This window comes from Polaromonas sp. P4_F9, assembly GCF_056401235.1.
The window spans coordinates 33,568-52,324 of the sequence record NZ_JBFUJT010000020.1 but is presented as its reverse complement, the minus strand read 5'-3'; the positions used below and the strand labels follow the sequence as shown (position 1 = coordinate 52,324).

At 62.6% G+C, this 18,757-nt stretch carries 17 protein-coding genes; 10 read left to right on the top strand and 7 right to left on the bottom strand.

Features of this window, described 5'->3' with window-relative positions:
* Positions 1–45 precede the first annotated feature (45 nt).
* Positions 46–423 (bottom strand): GlsB/YeaQ/YmgE family stress response membrane protein, encoded by a 378-nt coding sequence (locus AC1DUB_RS17860; RefSeq protein ID WP_477730662.1) that lies wholly within the window; start codon positions 421–423, stop codon positions 46–48.
* A 54-nt stretch (positions 424–477) separates the two neighbouring features.
* Positions 478–1,377, bottom strand: coding sequence for a LysR family transcriptional regulator (locus AC1DUB_RS17855; RefSeq protein ID WP_477730661.1), 900 nt, complete (start codon positions 1,375–1,377; stop codon positions 478–480).
* A 190-nt stretch (positions 1,378–1,567) separates the two neighbouring features.
* Between AC1DUB_RS17855 and AC1DUB_RS17850 the strand changes: the two genes are divergently transcribed.
* The 8 genes from AC1DUB_RS17850 to AC1DUB_RS17815 all read left to right on the top strand — a co-directional run bounded on the left by AC1DUB_RS17850 (position 1,568) and on the right by AC1DUB_RS17815 (position 11,709).
* Positions 1,568–2,776 carry an acyl-CoA dehydrogenase gene (locus tag AC1DUB_RS17850; protein WP_477730660.1) on the top strand — a complete coding sequence of 403 codons (1,209 nt, stop codon included), beginning with the start codon at positions 1,568–1,570 and terminating at the stop codon, positions 2,774–2,776.
* Positions 2,777–2,849: 73 nt separating this feature from the next.
* Positions 2,850–3,617, top strand: a complete 768-nt coding sequence (locus AC1DUB_RS17845; RefSeq protein WP_477730659.1) for a YdcF family protein — start codon at positions 2,850–2,852, stop codon at positions 3,615–3,617.
* Positions 3,618–3,786: 169 nt separating this feature from the next.
* Positions 3,787–4,482, top strand: coding sequence for a TetR/AcrR family transcriptional regulator (locus tag AC1DUB_RS17840; protein WP_477730658.1), 696 nt, complete (start codon positions 3,787–3,789; stop codon positions 4,480–4,482).
* Positions 4,482–5,732 carry an efflux RND transporter periplasmic adaptor subunit gene (locus AC1DUB_RS17835; protein WP_477730657.1) on the top strand — a complete coding sequence of 417 codons (1,251 nt, stop codon included), beginning with the start codon at positions 4,482–4,484 and terminating at the stop codon, positions 5,730–5,732. The genes AC1DUB_RS17840 and AC1DUB_RS17835 overlap by 1 nt, the downstream gene beginning before the upstream one ends.
* A 12-nt stretch (positions 5,733–5,744) precedes the next feature.
* Positions 5,745–9,056, top strand: coding sequence for an efflux RND transporter permease subunit (locus AC1DUB_RS17830; protein WP_477730656.1), 3,312 nt, complete (start codon positions 5,745–5,747; stop codon positions 9,054–9,056).
* 62 nt (positions 9,057–9,118) lie between these two features.
* On the top strand, positions 9,119–9,820 hold the full coding sequence (locus AC1DUB_RS17825) for a protein-L-isoaspartate O-methyltransferase family protein (protein ID WP_477730655.1): 702 nt from the start codon (positions 9,119–9,121) through the stop codon (positions 9,818–9,820).
* Positions 9,821–9,894: 74 nt separating this feature from the next.
* Positions 9,895–10,257, top strand: a complete 363-nt coding sequence (locus tag AC1DUB_RS17820; RefSeq protein ID WP_477730654.1) for a rhodanese-like domain-containing protein — start codon at positions 9,895–9,897, stop codon at positions 10,255–10,257.
* Positions 10,258–10,347: 90 nt separating this feature from the next.
* Positions 10,348–11,709: a TolC family outer membrane protein gene (locus AC1DUB_RS17815; protein WP_477730653.1), complete on the top strand. Its 1,362-nt coding sequence runs from the start codon at positions 10,348–10,350 to the stop codon at positions 11,707–11,709.
* Positions 11,710–11,787: 78 nt separating this feature from the next.
* On the opposite strand, the gene AC1DUB_RS17810 is transcribed toward AC1DUB_RS17815, so the two are convergent.
* Together AC1DUB_RS17810 and AC1DUB_RS17805 are read right to left on the bottom strand one after the other, a co-directional pair.
* Positions 11,788–12,882 (bottom strand): enolase C-terminal domain-like protein, encoded by a 1,095-nt coding sequence (locus AC1DUB_RS17810; protein WP_477730652.1) that lies wholly within the window; start codon positions 12,880–12,882, stop codon positions 11,788–11,790.
* Positions 12,883–13,113: 231 nt separating this feature from the next.
* A complete protein-coding gene (locus tag AC1DUB_RS17805) occupies positions 13,114–13,593 on the bottom strand; it encodes a cupin domain-containing protein (RefSeq protein ID WP_477730651.1) in 480 nt (159 codons plus the stop codon).
* Positions 13,594–13,925: 332 nt separating this feature from the next.
* On the opposite strand from AC1DUB_RS17805, the gene AC1DUB_RS17800 reads away from it, so the two are divergent.
* Positions 13,926–14,528, top strand: coding sequence for a DUF1326 domain-containing protein (locus AC1DUB_RS17800; protein ID WP_477730650.1), 603 nt, complete (start codon positions 13,926–13,928; stop codon positions 14,526–14,528).
* Positions 14,529–14,583: 55 nt separating this feature from the next.
* Positions 14,584–15,399, top strand: coding sequence for a DUF2182 domain-containing protein (locus AC1DUB_RS17795; protein ID WP_477730649.1), 816 nt, complete (start codon positions 14,584–14,586; stop codon positions 15,397–15,399).
* Between the two features lie 127 nt (positions 15,400–15,526).
* Here AC1DUB_RS17795 and AC1DUB_RS17790 read toward each other — a convergent pair whose 3' ends face one another.
* The 3 genes from AC1DUB_RS17790 to AC1DUB_RS17780 all read right to left on the bottom strand — a co-directional run bounded on the left by AC1DUB_RS17790 (position 15,527) and on the right by AC1DUB_RS17780 (position 18,531).
* Positions 15,527–16,096, bottom strand: a complete 570-nt coding sequence (locus AC1DUB_RS17790; protein ID WP_477718634.1) for a cysteine dioxygenase family protein — start codon at positions 16,094–16,096, stop codon at positions 15,527–15,529.
* Positions 16,097–16,200: 104 nt separating this feature from the next.
* Positions 16,201–16,788, bottom strand: a complete 588-nt coding sequence (locus AC1DUB_RS17785) for a putative pterin-binding protein (RefSeq protein WP_477730648.1) — start codon at positions 16,786–16,788, stop codon at positions 16,201–16,203.
* A 1,116-nt stretch (positions 16,789–17,904) separates the two neighbouring features.
* Positions 17,905–18,531 carry a hypothetical protein gene (locus AC1DUB_RS17780; protein WP_477730647.1) on the bottom strand — a complete coding sequence of 209 codons (627 nt, stop codon included), beginning with the start codon at positions 18,529–18,531 and terminating at the stop codon, positions 17,905–17,907.
* Positions 18,532–18,757: the final 226 nt, after the last annotated feature.

Here is an 18,757-nt window from a genome sequence, read left to right as displayed (position 1 = left end):
ACGCGAATGCCGTGCGCGGCCCCCTTGCCCTTGCCGGGCAGCGGCTCAATCCCGGCGGCGCGGGCCTTTGGTCTGGTGCATGGGGCCGACAGCGCGGCGCATCAGCCGCAGCAGGACCAGAGAGACAACCGCGCCCGCGACAGCCAGGCCAAGCGAGCCCATGCTGAAAGTCTTGTCGTTGGTAGCGCCATGGCTGAGCAGCGAGGCCACGAAGTCACCGCCAATGTAGGCGCCGAACACGCCGACACCCAGGTTCTCGAGGATGATGATTTTTTCGCGGGTGTTCGCGAGCAGGCAGGCCAGCCCGCCAAGGAGCACACCCACCACACACCAGATATACGGGTTGATGCCGTTCTCCTTGAAGTCTATGAACTGCCCTATGGTGACAGCTTTAGGTCCCGTACGCGGGACATACTTTTGCAAGGGCCTTTTTGCTCTTTGCTTTTTGGCGGCCGCCTGCCGGTATGGAAAGCCGTTTCAGGGCTTTTCAGACACAGGCGGCGCGATGGCGCGCACCGCTTTCACGAAGGCCGCCAACGACTGGTGGTCGCGCGCGGTCTTCCAGAGGCAGTGCGTGTCGTAAGGCGTGGTGGCGGCATCCAGCGGAACAAAGGCGGCGCCGGCCATTGCCGACTGCCGCAGCGCCGCCGGCACCAGCGCCACGCCCATGCCCTGCGACACCAGCGACACCACGCTCAGCCAGTGCCGCAGTTCGTAGCGGAATTCCGGGTAAAAGCCGGCTTCGGTGCAGATCGCCAGGATGCGCTCATGGTAGTCGGGCGACACCGCACGCGACACCACGGCAAACGCCTCGCCGTGCAACTGCTTGAGTGATAGGGAGCGCTTGCGCGCCAGCGCATGGCCCGTCGGCAGGCAACATACAAATGCCTGGCTGGACACGAGGATCTGCGACAGCTCGGGTGGCACGCGCGTGGTGTGCACAAAGCCGAGGTCCAGCCGGTCGTGCGCCAGTTCAATGAGCTGCTCGCTGGAGCTGAGCTCCTTCAGCGTCAGCCGCAGCAGCGGATGTTCGGCCTGAAAGCGCTCGAGGATTTTCGGCAAGCCGCTGTAAAGCATGGTGCCGGAAAACCCGATGGCCAGGCTGCCGGCCATGCCCTGCCCCACGTCGCGCGCGTGGCTGGCCGCCTGCGCGGCCTGGTCAATCAGCGCACGCGCCGCCGGCACAAAGGCCAGCCCTGCGGCCGTCAGTTGCACCGCCTTGCTGTTGCGGGTGAACAGCTTCGCGCCGACAGAGGCCTCCAGCTGCTGGATGTTCAGCGACAGCGGCGGCTGCGAAATCGACAGGCGCCGCGCGGCCCGGCCGAAGTGCAGTTCTTCGGCCAGGACCAGAAAATAGCGGAGGTGGCGGAATTCCATGAATATGAAAAATGTATCGTTGGATTGATATTTGATATTAGACAACTATTCATGCTTGTCAAACAATTGGACTTACGGCGGGCCGAAAGGCGGCGCAATGCCGGCGCCCCAAGTCCTACACTTTGCAAAAGCCCCAACGCACTTCAGCGCACCTCAACGCATCTCAAATGCATCCAGAAGGAGACTCACCATGAAAACCAAATTCAACTGGGAAGACCCCCTGTTCCTGATGGAGCAGCTCAGCGACGACGAGCGCGCCATCGTGCACGCCGCGCACGAGTTCTGCCAGGAAAAACTGCAGCCCCGCGTGCTGATGGCCGCGCGCCACGAAAAGTTCGACCGCGAGATCATGAATGAAGCGGGCGCCATGGGTTTCCTGGGTTCGACCATTGAAGGCTACGGCTGCGCCGGCCTCAATTACGTCAGTTACGGCCTGGTGGCGCGCGAAGTGGAGCGCGTGGACAGCGGTTACCGCAGCGCCATCAGCGTGCAAAGCTCGCTCGTCATGCACCCGATCCATGCCTATGGCAGCGAGGCGCAGCGCCAGAAGTATTTGCCCAAGCTGGCCACCGGCGAATGGGTCGGCTGCTTCGGCCTGACCGAGCCCAACCACGGCTCCGACCCGGCCAGCATGCTGACGCGCGCCAAGCCCGCGACGCGTGACGGGGTAGACGGCTTCATCCTCAAGGGCTCCAAGATGTGGATCACCAACAGCCCGATTGCGGACGTGTTTGTGGTCTGGGCCAAGCTGGAAGACGAGGACGGCAAGGTCGGCGGCCAGGAAGCAATTCGCGGCTTCCTGCTGGAAAAAGGCATGAAGGGCCTTTCCGCTCCCAAGATCGAGGGCAAGATGAGCTTGCGCGCCTCCATCACCGGTGAAATTGTCATGGACGACGTGTTTGTGCCCGACGCCAACCTGCTGCCCAATGTGTCCGGCCTCAAGGGCCCGTTTGGCTGCCTGAACAAGGCGCGCTACGGTATTGCCTGGGGCGCTTTAGGTGCGGCCGAAGACTGCTGGTTCCGCGCCCGTCAGTACACCATGGACCGCCAGCAGTTCGGCCGCCCGCTGGCGCAAAACCAGCTCATTCAAAAGAAGCTCGCCGACATGCAGACCGAGATCACGCTGGGCCTGCAAGCCTGCCTGCGCGTGGGCCGCCTGATGGACGAGGACAAGGCCATGCCTGAAATGATTTCGCTGATCAAGCGCAACTCCTGCGGCAAGTCACTCGACATCGCCCGCATGGCGCGCGACATGCACGGCGGCAACGGCATCCATGACGAATACCACGTGATCCGCCACATGATCAACCTGGAAACCGTCAACACCTACGAAGGCACGCACGATGTGCATGCGCTGATCCTGGGGCGCGCGCAAACCGGCCTGCAGGCTTTTTACTGAGCTTTTACTGAGCGTTCAGGAACGGCCGCCCCGGCGCGCGGGGTACCATCAGTTTCTTTTTTTATAGCAATTGATGGAATTCGGCACCCTCAGACCGCTGCTGGCCAGCCTGGCTTTGCCACCCGTGGCGCCCTTGCTGCTCGCCTTGCTCGGTTTGCTGCTGGCCTTCCGGGGACGGCGCGGCGGCCTCTCGCTGGCGCTGGTGTCGGTGATTCTGCTGGGGCTGCTAAGTTGCCATGGCACGTCGGTCTGGCTGGCGCGCACCATACTGCCGCAATTCGCCCCGCTCCCCGTGGCCGCCCTGAAAACCGGCAAGGTGCAGGCTGTGGTCGTACTGGGCGGCGGGGCGCTGCCGCAGGCGCCTGAATACGGCGAGGCCCAACCCAATGCACACACGGCGGCACGCCTGCGCTATGGCGTCTGGCTGGCACGCCAGTCCGGCTTGCCCCTCGGGTTTAGCGGAGGCATGGGCTGGGCGGCCAGCGATGCACAGCGGGACTCTGAAGCCGAGGTGGCAAGGCGCGCGGCCTTGCAGGACTACCGCGTCACACTGCGCTGGAACGAAGCCGAGGCACGCGATACGGCAGGCAATGCCCGCCTGATGGCGCCCCTGCTCCGGCGCGATGGCGTGCAGCGCATCGCCCTGGTCACTCACGCCTGGCACATGCCGCGCTCCGTCGCCGCTTTTGAGGCAGCCGGCCTGCAGGTCACACCAGCGCCCATGGGCTACGTGGTCCCGCTGGAGCGCGATCTCCTGGAATGGATGCCTTCTGCGCAGGGGCTGATGGCCTCGCGCCAGGTGCTGCGCGAGTGGCTGGCGCTCGCGCTGGCACGCCTTTGAAGCGGAGCTGACATCCGAGGCGTCTACCGATCCGCCCCGTCCGGGCGCGAGGATGGCTTCGGGTTGACCCGATCGACCTCTGATTGACCTGGTAGACCCGATTGACCCTGTTGACCGGTTGACGCTCAGAAAGCAAGTGGCTATATTACTAACCAGTCAGTCAGTAATCATGCCACTTTCCAAACTCGTCCGCCCACCCACTCCGTCGGTCGCCGCCAAGCGCGAACGCCGCAAGGAAGCGCGGCCCGGCGAATTGCTGGACGCCGCGCTGGATCTTTTCGTCGAAAAAGGCTTTGCCGCCACCCGCGCTGAAGAAGTCGCGGCGCGTGCCGGCGTCTCCAAGGGCACCCTCTTTCTGTACTTTCAAAGCAAGGAAGAACTCCTCAAGGCGGTGGTACGCGAAAACATTTCGGGCCGCTTCAAGGAATGGAACGAGGAACTCGAGAACTTCGAAGGCACCAGCGCAGAAATGCTGACCTATTGCATGAATACGTGGTGGAACCGCGTCGGCGCCACCAAAGCCTCGGGCATCACCAAGCTGATGATGAGCGAAGCAAAGAACTTCCCGGAGATCGCGGCCTTTTACCAGCAGGAAGTGGTCCAGCCCGGGCAGAACCTGATTCGCCGCATTTTGCAACGAGGCATACAGCGCGGCGAGTTCCGCGACATGGACCTCGACTACAGCGTCTACGCCGTGATCGCACCGATGGTTTTCCTGATGCTGTCAAAGCACTCCATGGGCGTGTGCATTCGGGACGACGTTGACATGGACCCCAAAAAATACGTTGCCATGCAGGTCATCACCATTCTGTACGGCATGAGCGCTCGCCCGGGTGAGTCGGGTCGGGGCCTGGAACCAGCCTGATGACGAAACGCTGGGTCAAATGGGCCGTGGCCCTCGTCATCGTCTTGCTTGTCGTGGGCGGCGTGCTGCGTGCCCTGTCGGCCCGCAAGGCCCAGCAGCAGGCGCTGGCCGCCGTCAGCGCAGCCAAAGACCAGAGCCAGGTGGAACTCGCGGCGACCGACGTAGTCAAGGCGGCGCCGCGTGAGGTGCTGCAGGGCCTGGCGGTCTCGGGCGCGCTCAAGGCCGTCAACTCCGCCGTGATCAAGGCCCGCGTGGCCGGAGAACTGCAGGGCCTGACAGTGCGCGAAGGCGACTTCGTCAAGGCCGGCCAGGTGATTGCACGCATTGATGCCAGCGAATACCAGTCGCGCGTGCGGCAGGCGCGGGAGCAGGCCGAATCGGCCCGGGCGCAAGTCGAGGTGGTGCAGCGCCAGTACGACAACAACAAGGCGCTGGTAGACCAGGGCTTTATTTCCAGAACCGCGCTGGACGCCTCACTGGCCAACCTCAATGCCGCCAAAGCCACCTATCGGGCGGCGCTGGCAGCCACCGAGGTTGCGGCCAAATCGGTGGATGACACGGTACTGCGGTCGCCCATCTCGGGCCAGGTGTCGCAACGCCTGGCGCAGCCGGGCGAGCGGGTGGGCATCGATGCGAAGATTGTGGAAGTGGTCGACCTGAGCAGGCTCGAACTCGAGGCCACCCTGAGCGCCACCGACTCCCTGAACGTGCGGGTGGGCCAGCGCGCCGAGTTGCAAATCGAAGGCAGCAGGCGGCCCATCAGCGCCCGCGTCGTGCGCATCAACCCCAGTGCGCAGCCGGGTAGCCGCAGCGTGATGGCCTACCTGGCGATCGACAACATTGACAACATCGACAAATCAGCCGGCACCGGCGAAGGCCGTGCCCTGCCCTTGCGCCAGGGCCTGTTCGCGCAAGGCACACTGGGCACGGTGCGGGCATCGCTGCTGGCGGTCCCGGTCAGCGCGGTGCGCACCGACAAGCCGGCCCCCTATGTGCAGGCGATTGAAAACGGCCGGGTGGTGCACCGGGCGGTGGAGCCTGGCGCGCGCGGAACGTCCGGCCATGAAGATGTCGTGGCCATCACGGGACTGGCGGAAAACACGCTGGTGATCCGGGGCGAAATTCCGGCCTTGCGTGAAGGAACCCGCGTCCGGTTCACGCAGATGCCGGGCACACCGGACGGCGCCGCGGGGAATCCCGCCGGCAATGCACCGGCCATTGCGCCAGCCCCCGCCAAACTGGCCCCCTGAGCGGCACAAGCCATGTGGTTCACGCAGGTCAGCCTCAAGAATCCCGTGTTTGCCACCATGGTCATGCTGGCCATCGTCGTGCTGGGGCTTTTCTCGTACCAGCGCATGCAGGTGGACCAGTTCCCCAACATCGACTTCCCGGTGGTTGTCGTCACGGCGGACTACCCCGGCGCTTCGCCCGAAATTGTGGAGAGCGAAGTCACCAAGAAAATTGAAGAAGGCGTCAACTCGATCGCCGGCATCAATGCCCTGACCTCGCGCAGCTTCGAAGGCCAGGCCATCGTCATCATCGAGTTCCAGCTGTATGTGGATGGGCGCAAGGCGGCCGAAGATGTGCGCGAAAAAATAGCGGCGATCCGGCCCAGCTTCCGCGATGAGGTGAAGGAGCCGCGCGTGCTGCGCTTTGACCCGGCCAGCCGCGCGATCTGGTCGGTAGCTGTACTCCCCACCGCACCAAAAACAGCCAGCGAACGCGGCAGCGCAGCGCCGAAGGCACCCGAAGCGACAGGAGCGACAGGAGCAGGGGCCAGCATGAATGCGGTGGACCTGACCAACTGGGCCGATCAGGTGCTGAAAAAGCGCCTGGAAAACGTGCGCGGCGCGGGCTCGGTCACGCTGGTAGGCGGCACCAAACGCGAAATCAACATCTACCTGAATCCGCAGGCCATGGAATCGCTGGGCATCACCGCCGACCAGGTGGTCAACGCGGTGCGCAGCGAAAACCAGGATTTGCCGGTCGGCGCCATCCGCTCTCTGGCGCAGGAGCGCGTGGTCAAGATCGACGCCCGCATGAAACGGCCCGAGGACTTCGGCAAGATCATCGTGGCACGAAAAAGCATGGCCGCGGGCGGCGGTGCACCTGTCACTGTCGAGCAGGTCGCGCGCATTGCCGACGGCGCGCAGGAACTCGACAGCCTGGCACTCTACAACGGTGAGCGCACCCTGCTGCTGACGGTGCAAAAAGCCCAGGATGAAAACACGATTGCCGTGGTCGACGGGCTGAACAAGGCCATCCGGGACATGCAGCCGCTGCTGCCGCCGGGCGCCCGGCTGGAGCTGATCACCGACGGCTCGCGGCCGATTCGCGTCGCGGTGGAAAACGTGCGCCGCACGCTGACCGAAGGCGCCCTGCTCACGGTGCTGATCGTGTTCCTGTTTCTCAACTCCTGGCGCTCCACGGTGATCACCGGGCTGACCCTGCCGATTTCCATCATCGGCACCTTCCTCTTCATGAACATGTTCGGCTTCACCATCAACATGATCACGCTGATGGCGCTGTCGCTGTGCGTGGGCCTGCTGATCGACGACGCCATCGTGGTGCGCGAAAACATTGTGCGGCACGTGCAGATGGGCAAGGCGCCCTACCAGGCCTCGATGGATGGCACGCAGGAAATTGGCCTGGCGGTGCTGGCCACCACGTTTTCCATCGTCGCGGTGTTCCTGCCCATCGGCTTCATGGGCGGCATCATCGGCAAGTTTTTCCACGAGTTCGGCGTGACCATCGTCGCGGCCGTGCTGATCTCGATGTTCGTGAGCTTCACGCTGGACCCGATGCTCTCCAGCATCTGGCATGACCCGTCGATCGAGGCGCATGGCCGGCACCGCGCGCCGGTCACCTGGTATGACAAGACCATTGGCCGCGTGACCGGCTGGTTCGACCTTGCCACCGACTCGCTGGGCAACAGCTACCAGGCCATCCTGCGCTGGTCGCTGCTGCACAAGCTGGCCACGCTGGCGCTGGCCGTGGTGATTTTCATCGTCAGCCTGGTCATGGTGCCGCTGCTGGGCACGGAGTTTGTGCCCAAGGCCGACTTTTCAGAGACCTCACTCAACTTCTACACCCCGGTGGGCTCATCGCTGGAAGCCACCGAAGCGAAGGCCCGGCAGGTGGAAGCCATCATCCGCGAATTTCCCGAGGTGAACTACACGCTGGCCACCCTCAACACCGGCAGCGCACAGGGCAAGATGTACGCCAGCGTGTATGTGCGGCTGGTCGACCGGAAGGCACGCAGCCGCAATGCCGACCAGATGTCGGGCGTGCTGCGCGAGCGTCTCAAGCAGGTGCCCGGCATCACCGTGACCCACGTTGGCCTGCTCGACGCCGTGGGCGGCAACAAGCAGGTCGAGTTTTCGCTGCAGGGCCCCGACCTCAAGGAGCTGGAACGCCTGAGCCGCCTCGTCACCGACAAAATCCGCGGCATTCCCGGCCTGGTCGACCTGGACTCCAGTGTCAAGGCCGACAAGCCGGTGATCGAGGTGGATGTGCGGCGCGATGCCGCCTCCGACCTGGGGCTGTCGGTGTCGCAGATTGCCGCCTCGCTGCGCACCCTGGTGGCCGGCCAGACCGTCGGCAACTGGCGCGCACCCGACGACCAGACCTATGACGTGAACGTGCGCCTGGCACCCGATGCGCGCAACGCGCCGCAAGACCTGGAGCGCCTGCCTTTCATGAGCAGCGCCATAGGCAGCAATGCAGACGGCTCCACGCGCGTGGTGCGGCTCAGCCAGGTGGCCAGCGTGAAGGCATCGACCGGCCCCAACCAGATCAACCGGCGCGACCTGACCCGCGAAGTGGCCATCAACGCCAACGTCTACAACCGCTCGGCCGGCGAGGTGTCCAACGACATCAAGGCCGTGCTGGACGGCATCGATCTTCCGCCGGGCTACCGCTACCAGTTCAGCGGCTCCACCAAGAACATGGCCGAGTCGTTTGGCTATGCCGTCTCGGCGCTGGTGATGGCCATTGTGTTTATTTACATGATCCTGGCCAGCCAGTTCAAGAGCTTCCTGCAGCCGCTGGCCCTGATGACCTCGCTGCCCCTCACCCTGATCGGCGTGGTGCTAGCCCTGCTGCTGTTTGGCTCCACACTGTCGATGTTCTCCGTCATTGGCGTGGTGATGCTGATGGGCCTGGTCACCAAAAACGCCATCCTGCTGGTCGACTTCGCCATTCGCATGCGCCGGCCCTGGACCGACGCAGACGGCCGCCAGATGCCCGGCCTGGACCGCAGCGAGGCCCTGCTGGAGGCGGCCCGGGTGCGGCTGCGCCCCATCCTGATGACCACGCTGGCCATGATTTTCGGCATGGTGCCGCTGGCCTTTGCCCTGACCGAAGGCTCGGAGCAACGCGCCCCCATGGGCCAGGCGGTGATCGGCGGCGTGATCACCTCCTCCCTGCTCACCCTGGTGGTGGTGCCCGTGACCTACTGCTACCTGGACGACCTGGGCCAGTGGTTCAAGCGCAAATTCCGCCGAAAAACGCACGCGGCCGCCCCGGCTGAAGCGGCTTCCGCCGGCCCGGCTTCCGTCTCCAGCCCCGGCTAAAATCAAGGGTTTATCTCGTGCACTCCCCTTCCCTTCTTACCCCGCCAACCCACAGGTCCCCCATGAACTACGAACAAGCCCGATTCAACATGATTGAGCAGCAAATCCGCCCCTGGGAAGTGCTGGACAGCCAGGTCCTTTCACTGCTCGCCGTGGTCAAGCGCGAGGATTTTGTACCGGCCGCCTACCGGGCGCTGGCGTTTGTGGACATGGAAATCCCGCTGACCGCCGAAGCGGCGCAGCAGAAAAACCCCGGCCAGTGCATGCTGGCGCCCAAGGTCGAAGCCCGCATCCTGCAGGACGTGGCCGTGCAAAAGCACGAAAAAGTGCTCGAGATCGGCGCCGGTTCCGGTTACATGGCGGCGCTGCTGGCGCACCGCGCGCAGCAAGTGATCACGCTGGAAATCGACCCCACGCTGGCCCAGATGGCACGGGACAACCTGCAAAAAGCCGGCATCTACAACGCCGAAGTCCGCACCGGCGACGGCGCCGCCAATCTTGCGCAGGCCGTGTCCAGCACCGATCCGCTGCGCGGGCCGTTTGACGTGATTGTGCTCAGCGGCTCCGTCGCCGAGGTGCCCGCTTCGCTGTTGTCGCTGCTCAAGGTCGGCGGACGACTGAGCGCCATCGTGGGTTTTGAGCCCGTGATGCGCGCCACCCTGGTCACGCGTGTCGCCGAAGAAGCCTGGCGCACCACCCACGCCTGGGACACGGTGGCGCCGCGGCTGCTGAACTTCGCCGAGCCTTCGAAATTCAACTTCTGACAAGCTTTCTTGCCACCACCTGCCAAACAGCAACACTTGCAACACCAGCAATATCAGGAACCAAGGGCGCCGCAATGATTTCCCAACTGAATCCTTCCGACTTCGCCGCCTGGCGTGACAGCGCACAGGCTGCCGCGCCCGGCTCCCCGCCCGTGGTGCTCGACGTGCGCGAGCCCTGGGAGTTGCAGACCGCATCGGTCAAGGAGGACGGCTTCCGGCTGGTGCGCATCCCGATGCGCGAGGTTCCGGCGCGCCTGGCCGAATTGCAGGAAGCCGGCGGCACCGACCAGCCGATCGCCTGCCTGTGCCACCACGGCATGCGCAGCCTGCAGGTGGCCAACTACCTGGCGCAAAGCGGCTTCACCGAGGTCGTCAACCTGCAGGGCGGCATTGACGCCTGGTCACAGCAGGTCGACCCTTCCGTGCCGATTTACTGATGACTGCTGCCGCCCGGCTGATCACCCGCTGAGCCGATTGCCCGCCTTCTCGCCTTTTATTTGCCGATTCATCACTTCTTCAGGACCCTTATGACCACGCCCAAGAAACTTCAGGCGCTTGCGTTGCCTCCTGTGATAGCGCCCCTGTCAATGGCGATCGCCCTGGCGTTGATGGCTGTTGCCCAGCAGGCGCAGGCCCAGAGTCTTGTAGAACTGTACGAATCAGCCCGTGCGTTTGACGCGACCTACCAGTCGGCCCGGTTGCAATACGACGCCAACCTTGCCAGGGCCGAACAGGCCAAGGCCGGCATCCTGCCGACGGCGGGCCTTGCGGCGGGCGTGTCACGCACTGGCTTCGAAAACACCAACCCGGTGGTCGACCGTAGCTTCAACACGCAAAACGCCACGCTGACCGCCACGCAGCCGCTGTACCGTCCCTTCAACTGGGCCACTTACGAGCAGGGCGCCCGGCAGGTGGATCTGGCCAAGGCACAGCTGGAGACAGCCGAACAGGACCTGATCGTGCGCACCAGCCAGGCTTACTTTGATGTGCTGGCCGCGCAGGACACGCTGGCCTTTGTGACGGCGCAAAAGGCCGCGGTGGCCGAGCAGCTGGCCTCGGCCAAACGCAACTTTGAGGTGGGCACCGCCACCATCACCGACACCCGGGAAGCGCAGGCACGCTACGACCTGGTGATTGCCCAGGAAATCGCCGCCGAGAACGACCTGCGCGTCAAGAAAATCGCGCTGGACCAGCTGGTCGGCAAAACCGAATCGCAGCCCAAGGGCCTGCTGGCCCCGGTGAATTTGCCGCCGGTGGTGCCGGCCGACGTCAATGCCTGGGTGCAGCAGTCCGAAGCGGTACACCCCAGCATCCGCCAGGCGCAAAGCGGGCTGGACATTGCCGAGCTCGAAGTCAAAAAAGCGGAAGCCGGTCACAAGCCCACACTCGACGCCACCGCCAGCTACAACGTCACCCGCAGTCCGTCAGGCACTACTACGAGCATCCTGTCCACGCGTACCAATTCCAGCAATGTCGGCCTGCTGCTCAATGTCCCGCTGTTTGCCGGCTTTGCCACGCAAAACCGCGTGAAGGAAACCCTCGCGCTGAAGGACAAGGCGCGCAGCGACCTCGAGGGGGCAAAACGCACCGTGTCCCAGAGCACGCGCACCGCCTACTTTGGCGTGCTGTCGGGCCAGGGGCAGGTCAAGGCCCTGGAGGCGGCCGAGCTGTCCAGCCAGAGCGCGCTGGATGCCAACAAACTGGGCTACCAGGTCGGCGTGCGCATCAATATCGACGTGCTCAACGCGCAAAGCCAGCTGTTCCAGACCAAGCGCGACCTGGCCCAGGCGCGCTACAACGTGCTGCTGGGCGGCCTGCGCCTGCGGCAAGCCAACGGCACCTTGACGCCAGAGGACTTGCGGCAGATTGACGGGCTGCTGCTCAAATAACAAGTGGGGCAAGACCGACTGGTGCCCTTTGCGGTCATATAAGTAGGAGTTAAGGCGCGGTACGCAGCAGGGGCTCGTTCAATACGAGTACCTGGCAACGGCCTTCTCGTCCCACGTGATGCCCTGCCCAGGCCGGTCCGGTATGCAGAGAAACCCATTCTCGATCTTGAACGGCTCCGTCAGCACGGGATCTGCCCAGTCTTGCCACTCCAACCAATGCGCCGTTTCAGTAACTCGCATGAGGTGTGCCGCGACTTCGGGATACAGGTGGGTCGACATGGGGACACCTGCGGCGCCCGCAATGGCTGCTGCACGCAGCCAGCCGCTGACGCCTCCGATTCGCATCATGTCTGGCATCACAAGGTCGCCTGCACCGGCGAGAAGTGCTTGGTACATATGACGCGGCCCGTAGAAGTTCTCGCCGAGTTGTAGCGGTGTCTTCAGCTCGCGAGCCAGTTGCGCGTAGCCCGGGATGTTGTCATAGGTGATAGGTTCTTCAAACCAATACAGACCATGATCGTCCAATGCGTGACAGCGCAGGAGCGCATCGCCGAAAGACAGGCCCTGGTTGAAGTCGCACATGAGTTTGACGTCGCTGCCTACCGCGTCCCGAACAGCGTGAATGCAGGCAATGTCGTCCTCCAACTTGTCCCGACCGAGACGAAGCTTGAGCGCTGAAAAGTTACCCTCTCGTACGAGTTCGTCAGCTTCGGCTCCAATGGATTCGAGCGGGGTGAGCCACAAACCGTTGCTGTTATATGCAGGCACGGGCCCTATGGATCCGCCCAGATACTCGGCGAGCGGCATGCCCGCCGCCTGTGAGAGCGCGTCCCAGGCGGCCATATCGAGACCCGAAACCGCGATCATCGAGAGGCCTTCCCGTCCAACGAGGTGGAGCGAGTTGATTCCCTTGCGATATTCATCAAAAGGTGCAACGCCGTGCCCTTTGATGGCCTGGAAAAGATCGTCAATCATCGGCACGATGTAACGCGCAGAATGCTTCAGATAAGGTTCGAGATAACTGCGGCCAACGATTCCTTCATTCGTTTCCAGATCGATGAGGATCAGTGGCCAATCGTGGAACAAGCCGACCCGCGAGACGATTGGCCTTTTCAAGGGCACGAGCACGGGTCGGGCGCGCACATCCTTTACGGTGAGTCTTGCAGGCTTCATACGACCTCCTTACTGCGTGGCAGTAGCAACTGGTGTTGAAGGATGCGCTCATCTCGGACGGTGTGCAACTGGATCAACAGACGGGCAAGGCGCATAAGGCCATCCGGCTCATATCGGGCCGATGCCGGCCTCTGCAGGCGGCCAGCACACCACCTCGCAACCCCAGCTTGCGATCCTCAATATCCGCGCGTTTAGCGCGTCCGCTCGAACGATTTATTGGGCAGCGGTGCGTTACTTCTCTTTGTTCTCGACGGGCACTGCGTCCAGCGGCGATTCAAAGGCAATGAAGAGGACGCAGGCACTGGTGCTGGCGCAGAAGCCCTTGTGCGGTGCCTTGGGTGGGCCGTAGGCGTAAGTTCCGGGCTTGAGAACGGCTGTTTTCTGGCCGTCATAGGTGACATGAAGCTCACCTGCAATAAGAACCATGCGCTCCGCCGACGTGTGCCAATGGAGCGGAATAGTCGACTTGGCGGGCACCTTGAAGAAGACATCCACGTTCTCTTTCGCAGGATCGCCATGAAGCACGGCGATCGCGCATCCTTTGGGCAAGAACGGCGGGCAGGGCCCCCACTTCAGCTGTGCATCACGGGCCGTCCGCGTCAGCGCCTGCTCCTGGGCAGGCGCCTGGGCGAGCGCGAATGAGCCGACAAGGCCCAAAACAAACAACAGAGCCAGCTGCAATGAGCGGCCGATGAGGGTTCGGGTACGCATAGGTCAGTTCTCCTTTTGGTTGAAACCGGCAGTCGTGAGGAGCCGAGTCTGGGAGCGATGAGCCAGCCAGTCCATCCTCTAATTGGAGGATAACCCTGCATGGCGTTTCGTTGGTGAATATCTGAACGTCAGCGCCTGAACGTCAGAGCAGGCCTCCCACTGCCCCTCGGACTGCCCTCACCCCCCTGCGCTGGCCATCATCGCCTTTCATCACTATTTATCACCCATCACCGTCCTTGACTTGGCACATCCCGCGGCGGAGAATCATTTTCTCTTGCCGCCGCGAGCCAAGACGACAAGTCCCTGTTCATGTGGCTCCCATGGAGGTTCGTATGAGCTATCACCTGGAAGGTCGTCTGCTCGAGGTTTGCAACTGCAACGTCCTGTGCCCCTGCTGGATCGGTGAGGATCCGGACAACGGCACCTGCGACACCATCGTCGCGTGGCGCATTGACAAGGGAACGGTCGACGGCGTCGATGTAGGCGGCAACACCATTGCAGCCGTGGCCCATGTGCCCGGCAATATCCTGGAAGGCAACTGGAGGGCCGCGATCTTTGTCGACGACAAGGCCTCCAAGGCGCAGGAAGAGGCACTGCTCAAGGTCTACACCGGCCAGGCCGGCGGCCCGGTCGCCGATCTCGCCAAGCTTATCGGCGAGGTCGTATCGGTGGAACGGGCGCCGATTCGCTTCACCGTCGAAGAGGGCAAGGGCATACTCGAGATCGGCAAGAACTACTTCGCTGAACTCGAGCCGTACCGTGGTGCGATGGGTGGGCTGACCACGCTGTCCGACACCGTGTTCTCGACGGTCCCGGGGGCGCCGGTGTTTGTCGGCAAGGCCCCGACCTACCGATCCAAGAACGCCGCGCTCGGCATTAACCTCGACATCAAGAACCACAACGCCCTGCAGAGCACCTTCGTCTTCGACGCATGAGCCATTGGGCCGCTCCCAGGGCCAATACAACAGCGCGTAGCGCGGAGGTTTCCCAATGAATCCGGTGGCAGGCCCGGCGCCGCCAATCCTCTCGCGCCACCATCGCGTCTTCCTGCCCGTGCTGGCCGCGCTGATTGCGCTCGCGTGGATGGCGCTGTGGGCGTGGGCGCGCAGCCCGTATGGGCGTTATCTCGAGCACGCTGACTGGACAGCCTCCGGCCCGGCGGCGTTTCTGTGCCGCATCGTGCCCGCTGGCGATGTGGTCGTGCCCATGGTGCTGTACGCCGCCGCGTGGATACTCATGACGACAGCCATGATGCTGCCCACCACCCTGCCCCTGTTCAACACCTTCGACCGGCTGACGGCCGAACGCCCGGACCATGGGCGCCTGCTGCTGCTGCTCGGCCTGGGCTACATGGCGGTGTGGGGCGCATTCGGGCTGTTGGCGCATGCGCTGCACAGCGCGGTGCTGACCCTGCTCGCCAGCGTGCCCACGCTGGCCTGGCACGGCTGGCTGATTGGCGCAGCGACGATTGCGCTGGCCGGCGCCTTTCAGTTCAGCAAGCTGAAGTACCGGTGCCTTGAAAAGTGCCGCACGCCCTTGAGCTTCGTGATCGAGCACTGGCGTGGGCATGCGCAGGCGCGGCAGGCGTTCGCGCTGGGTGCGCACCACGGCCTGTTCTGTGTGGGCTGCTGCTGGGCACTGATGCTGCTGATGTTCGCGGTCGGCACCGGCAGCCTCGGCTGGATGCTCGTTCTTGCCGCCGTGATGGCGATCGAAAAAAACGTTTCCTGGGGCCGACGCCTCAGCACGCCGCTTGGTGTTGCGCTGCTGTCGTGGGCCGCCGTGCTGGTGGCAACCCACGCCTGAACTCAAAGAAACAGCAGGCGGCCCGCGTGTTGTAGCGCGTTCTACGCAGGGCTCACGTCGATGAAATAAAACCCCCAGGCCGGGTCAGGCAGCCCCTGGATTTGGTGTTCTGGCCCGTGGTCCCGGTTCAACTTTCGTTGTGCGCTACGCTTACACGCCGGCGTGTGCCTGAGGCAATGTCATAGGTATTGAAGCTGTTCATCGTTCGGCCGTAAAGATGCAGGCTCACGGCGCGGGGCCTCTCCGGTGGAACGCCCGTGACGTGGATGTGGTCGGGGTTTGGCACAAAGCTCGTGACCGCACCGCGCCCCAAGAGGATGACGCCACCACGCACAAGATGAATGCCTTCATCGGCCCCGCTGTCGGGTGACAGGCGCACGTAGTCACGCTCCTCCAGCACGCCCTCCAATACGCCAACCACACCCCAGCTGCCGTGGTCGTGTACCGGCGTCCATTGCCCCGGCGACCAAACCAGGGTGTAGAGCGAGAGGCTTGCATCCGGTGCGTTGTAGACGAGATTGCGAGCGTAGTGGTTCGGGTCGCTTCGATAGTGCTGCGGTTCAAGAAACGTCGTTGCCCGTTCGATGAGTTCGAGCATCAGCGGGGCGAGCGCCAGCACGCAGTCGGCAGGCTCAGGGAGATCGCGCGCGTGCGCCATGGCTTGTGAGACGAAGGATTCGAGAGCAGACGAGGCCATGTTTTTTTAGTCCTTGCCACGAGGGTGTGAGGGTGTGAGGGTGTGAGGGTGTGAGGGTGTGAGGGTGTTTGCGTGATGCCTGACGAAGCGTTCCAGGAAGCGTTCTACGCAGGGCTCACGTCAATGAAATAAAGTCCCCAAGGGCACAGGGCAAACCGTTCCTTGACGGGCTTGTCTTTGAACGCAGCAAGCGTGTCGGCATCATAAACCGCCCACTGCGGCCCCAACCCACCCAGCGCCAAGGGCTTGCCATCCATGTGGGTGGCCACCATCATCCGGTACGTTTTCGCGTCAGCCAGCGTGATATTCACGTTGTAGCCGTCGACCGCCCGCAAGCCAAGGCGCAGCGCAGCATCAGTCTTGACTCCCGCCGCATTCAGTACCGTGGTCAACAAGGGGCCCGCCAAGGTGTGCGCCTTGTTGTCGTACTCCAGCGTGGGCTTGATGGTGACGCTCGGCAGACGCTGAAGCGCCGCGGTATCCAGCGTAAACGCCTCGGAGAACTTGACGCCATGCTTGGCCATCATCTGGTCCAGCGCCGGATCCAGCGGGCCGCGGTTGCCTTTTTTGATGGCACCAGCCACCGTGAGCAGTGCAGGGCCACTTGCTGCTGTTTTGGCCAGGGCAGGCGCCGAGGTTGCCGGCAGTATGCCGGCCGCAGCGGCCACAGCGAGGAAATTGCGTTTGTTCATGCAGGAATCTCCGAATTTGACGGTTACGGGCGAGTGGAAATCGGCTAATACTATCTTGAATCAATTGAAGCAATTGGCGCTTGATGATTCGTCACTCATGATCTCGACTGATGCGACACTTGAATTCGCCGGTCGGCGCGGTTCTTCGGGCATGTCCGGTGCAATGATTAGTTAGGGCGCATTGCACGGACGCTGCTCGATGAAGTCGGATACGGAACCGTACTCATAGACGAGTCGGTCGGCTCCGGGAAAGACGTTAATGATTCCCTGCCGGTGAGAAGGGGTGGGATTTACAACATGTAGCTCGTAATGCGGATCGGTACGTAGCTCAATGGCTTGTCGTACTAGCCACCGTAACTCGAAATCGCTCGGCGCGAATGAGATGCCAATAACTGCGACGCGGCTCGCACTGCTCAGCTGCCGAAGTGCAATATTCCAGAGAAATGCCATTCTCCCCCTGTCTTCGAGGCGCTTTGTTGCAACGGGAGGGACAATGAATGTCTTGAGGGCGGCGCCGCAGTAACGGCAGGGCATTCCTTCATCTTGGCCATCGGCTAGTTCCGAGACGCCGCGCGCGAAGATGTTTATATTGTTTGCGCACGCTGGTGTTTCACAATGCAACCAATCGAGTGAGCCGTGGAGTTTCAGATAGAAACCCCACGTCTGCTCTCTAGGCATAAGGGAAGGCGGCGGGTCGCCCCAGAGATTTAACCTCCCTAAAAGCCCCGAAATCTTCCCCATCCGCGTGTCTTGGCCTGGACGATCATGTTCTCGCGGCTCGATCGCGAGAAGCGCGTTGTCTGCCACCAAGTCGTAGTTGAAGGAGACGATGCTGTCCTGCTGAGTGAGAGACTCAAAGAGGCGGCGGTGCAAAGGACATACAGCATCTTTCGGTATTGCAAGGCGAGTCTTCGTGTACGTAAGCAGGCTCTCGTAAAGCGCCGGATTGGTATCTGACGAAGGCGACTGAAGTCTACTGCGCCAGAGCGGTAGACGTGCGCTCGACAAATGTAGGAACGACTGGGTTTCCCCCGAAATAACGGACACTTTCTTAAACGCTGAAAGAGCGAGGAGAGTGAGAGATGGGAAACACCCGAAGAAAGTTTGGAGCCGAGTTCAAGCGCGAAGCTGTAAGGAGTAGTTGCGAACGTCACCGAGCAGCCTGATGCCAGCTGCCGGGACACTATTTCCAATGAGCTTCAGTATTTCTTCGTCTGTGTTCCGCTCGAGCAGAAGTACGGCCTTCGCTTCGATCTCGGCTACATCGAGAGGACCGTCACCACTATCAATCAGCTCGGCGAGGATGCACTCCTCCTCCACGCGCTGGATGAAGCGCTTCTGAAATTGATGCCGCGTCCGGTCGGACGTTATGTTATTAATATTGCCGATCACCTCTCGAATTAGCTTCTTCGATTCGGCAATTTTCTTCTGCCGCAGCATTGTCACGACGAGCAATCCACTGGCCTCGAGATGGAGTCTCGTTGTCTGTCCTGCTAGACGGCGAGTTCCAATAAGGCCAGCTTCTGCGTAGGCCAACCGATTCGCGTCCACGCAGGCTTCATACGCCCAAAGCTTTGCGCGAAGAAGACGATGGTGTCTTCTGTCATTGGGGAATAGCTCCTGGATGCGAGTGGCTGCTTCGATGGCCGCTTCCGGCTCCGCATCGGCCACGGCCCTTCGCAGCGCTTGCTCCAATGGAGCCAGCGCGGCCTTCTGGTAGTCGTGTAGTTTGGTCGCAGCCACGGTGAAGAGATCTAACGTAGACGTAACCGGCCGCCGGAGCGCGAAGCGCGTAAGGAAGCCAACAGCGCAGCTCTTGGGCGGTTCGATTGCCCGCCGGGTTGCGCCATCTCACACAATGCTCGCATCTAAAACGCGGTCGGTTGGATTGAGAACTCGCCGCTGCTTCCGTAGCTAATGCGAAAGATGGCAGCACGAGAGCGACTCACAGATGCCTTTGCCTCAACAA

Excerpts from the sequence above, each read along its gene's own strand:
- AC1DUB_RS17795 (WP_477730649.1), top strand. The coding sequence starts at position 14,584 with ATGAATCCGGTGGCAGGCCCGGCGCCGCCAATCCTCTCGCGCCACCAT.
- AC1DUB_RS17810 (WP_477730652.1), bottom strand. The coding sequence starts at position 12,882 with ATGAAGCCTGCAAGACTCACCGTAAAGGATGTGCGCGCCCGACCCGTG.
- AC1DUB_RS17850 (WP_477730660.1), top strand. The coding sequence starts at position 1,568 with ATGAAAACCAAATTCAACTGGGAAGACCCCCTGTTCCTGATGGAGCAG.
- AC1DUB_RS17785 (WP_477730648.1), bottom strand. The coding sequence starts at position 16,788 with ATGAACAAACGCAATTTCCTCGCTGTGGCCGCTGCGGCCGGCATACTG.
- AC1DUB_RS17835 (WP_477730657.1), top strand. The coding sequence starts at position 4,482 with ATGACGAAACGCTGGGTCAAATGGGCCGTGGCCCTCGTCATCGTCTTG.
- AC1DUB_RS17815 (WP_477730653.1), top strand. The coding sequence starts at position 10,348 with ATGACCACGCCCAAGAAACTTCAGGCGCTTGCGTTGCCTCCTGTGATA.
- AC1DUB_RS17790 (WP_477718634.1), bottom strand. The coding sequence starts at position 16,096 with ATGGCCTCGTCTGCTCTCGAATCCTTCGTCTCACAAGCCATGGCGCAC.
- AC1DUB_RS17825 (WP_477730655.1), top strand. The coding sequence starts at position 9,119 with ATGAACTACGAACAAGCCCGATTCAACATGATTGAGCAGCAAATCCGC.
- AC1DUB_RS17845 (WP_477730659.1), top strand. The coding sequence starts at position 2,850 with ATGGAATTCGGCACCCTCAGACCGCTGCTGGCCAGCCTGGCTTTGCCA.
- AC1DUB_RS17820 (WP_477730654.1), top strand. The coding sequence starts at position 9,895 with ATGATTTCCCAACTGAATCCTTCCGACTTCGCCGCCTGGCGTGACAGC.
- AC1DUB_RS17840 (WP_477730658.1), top strand. The coding sequence starts at position 3,787 with ATGCCACTTTCCAAACTCGTCCGCCCACCCACTCCGTCGGTCGCCGCC.
- AC1DUB_RS17855 (WP_477730661.1), bottom strand. The coding sequence starts at position 1,377 with ATGGAATTCCGCCACCTCCGCTATTTTCTGGTCCTGGCCGAAGAACTG.
- AC1DUB_RS17805 (WP_477730651.1), bottom strand. The coding sequence starts at position 13,593 with ATGCGTACCCGAACCCTCATCGGCCGCTCATTGCAGCTGGCTCTGTTG.
- AC1DUB_RS17800 (WP_477730650.1), top strand. The coding sequence starts at position 13,926 with ATGAGCTATCACCTGGAAGGTCGTCTGCTCGAGGTTTGCAACTGCAAC.
- AC1DUB_RS17830 (WP_477730656.1), top strand. The coding sequence starts at position 5,745 with ATGTGGTTCACGCAGGTCAGCCTCAAGAATCCCGTGTTTGCCACCATG.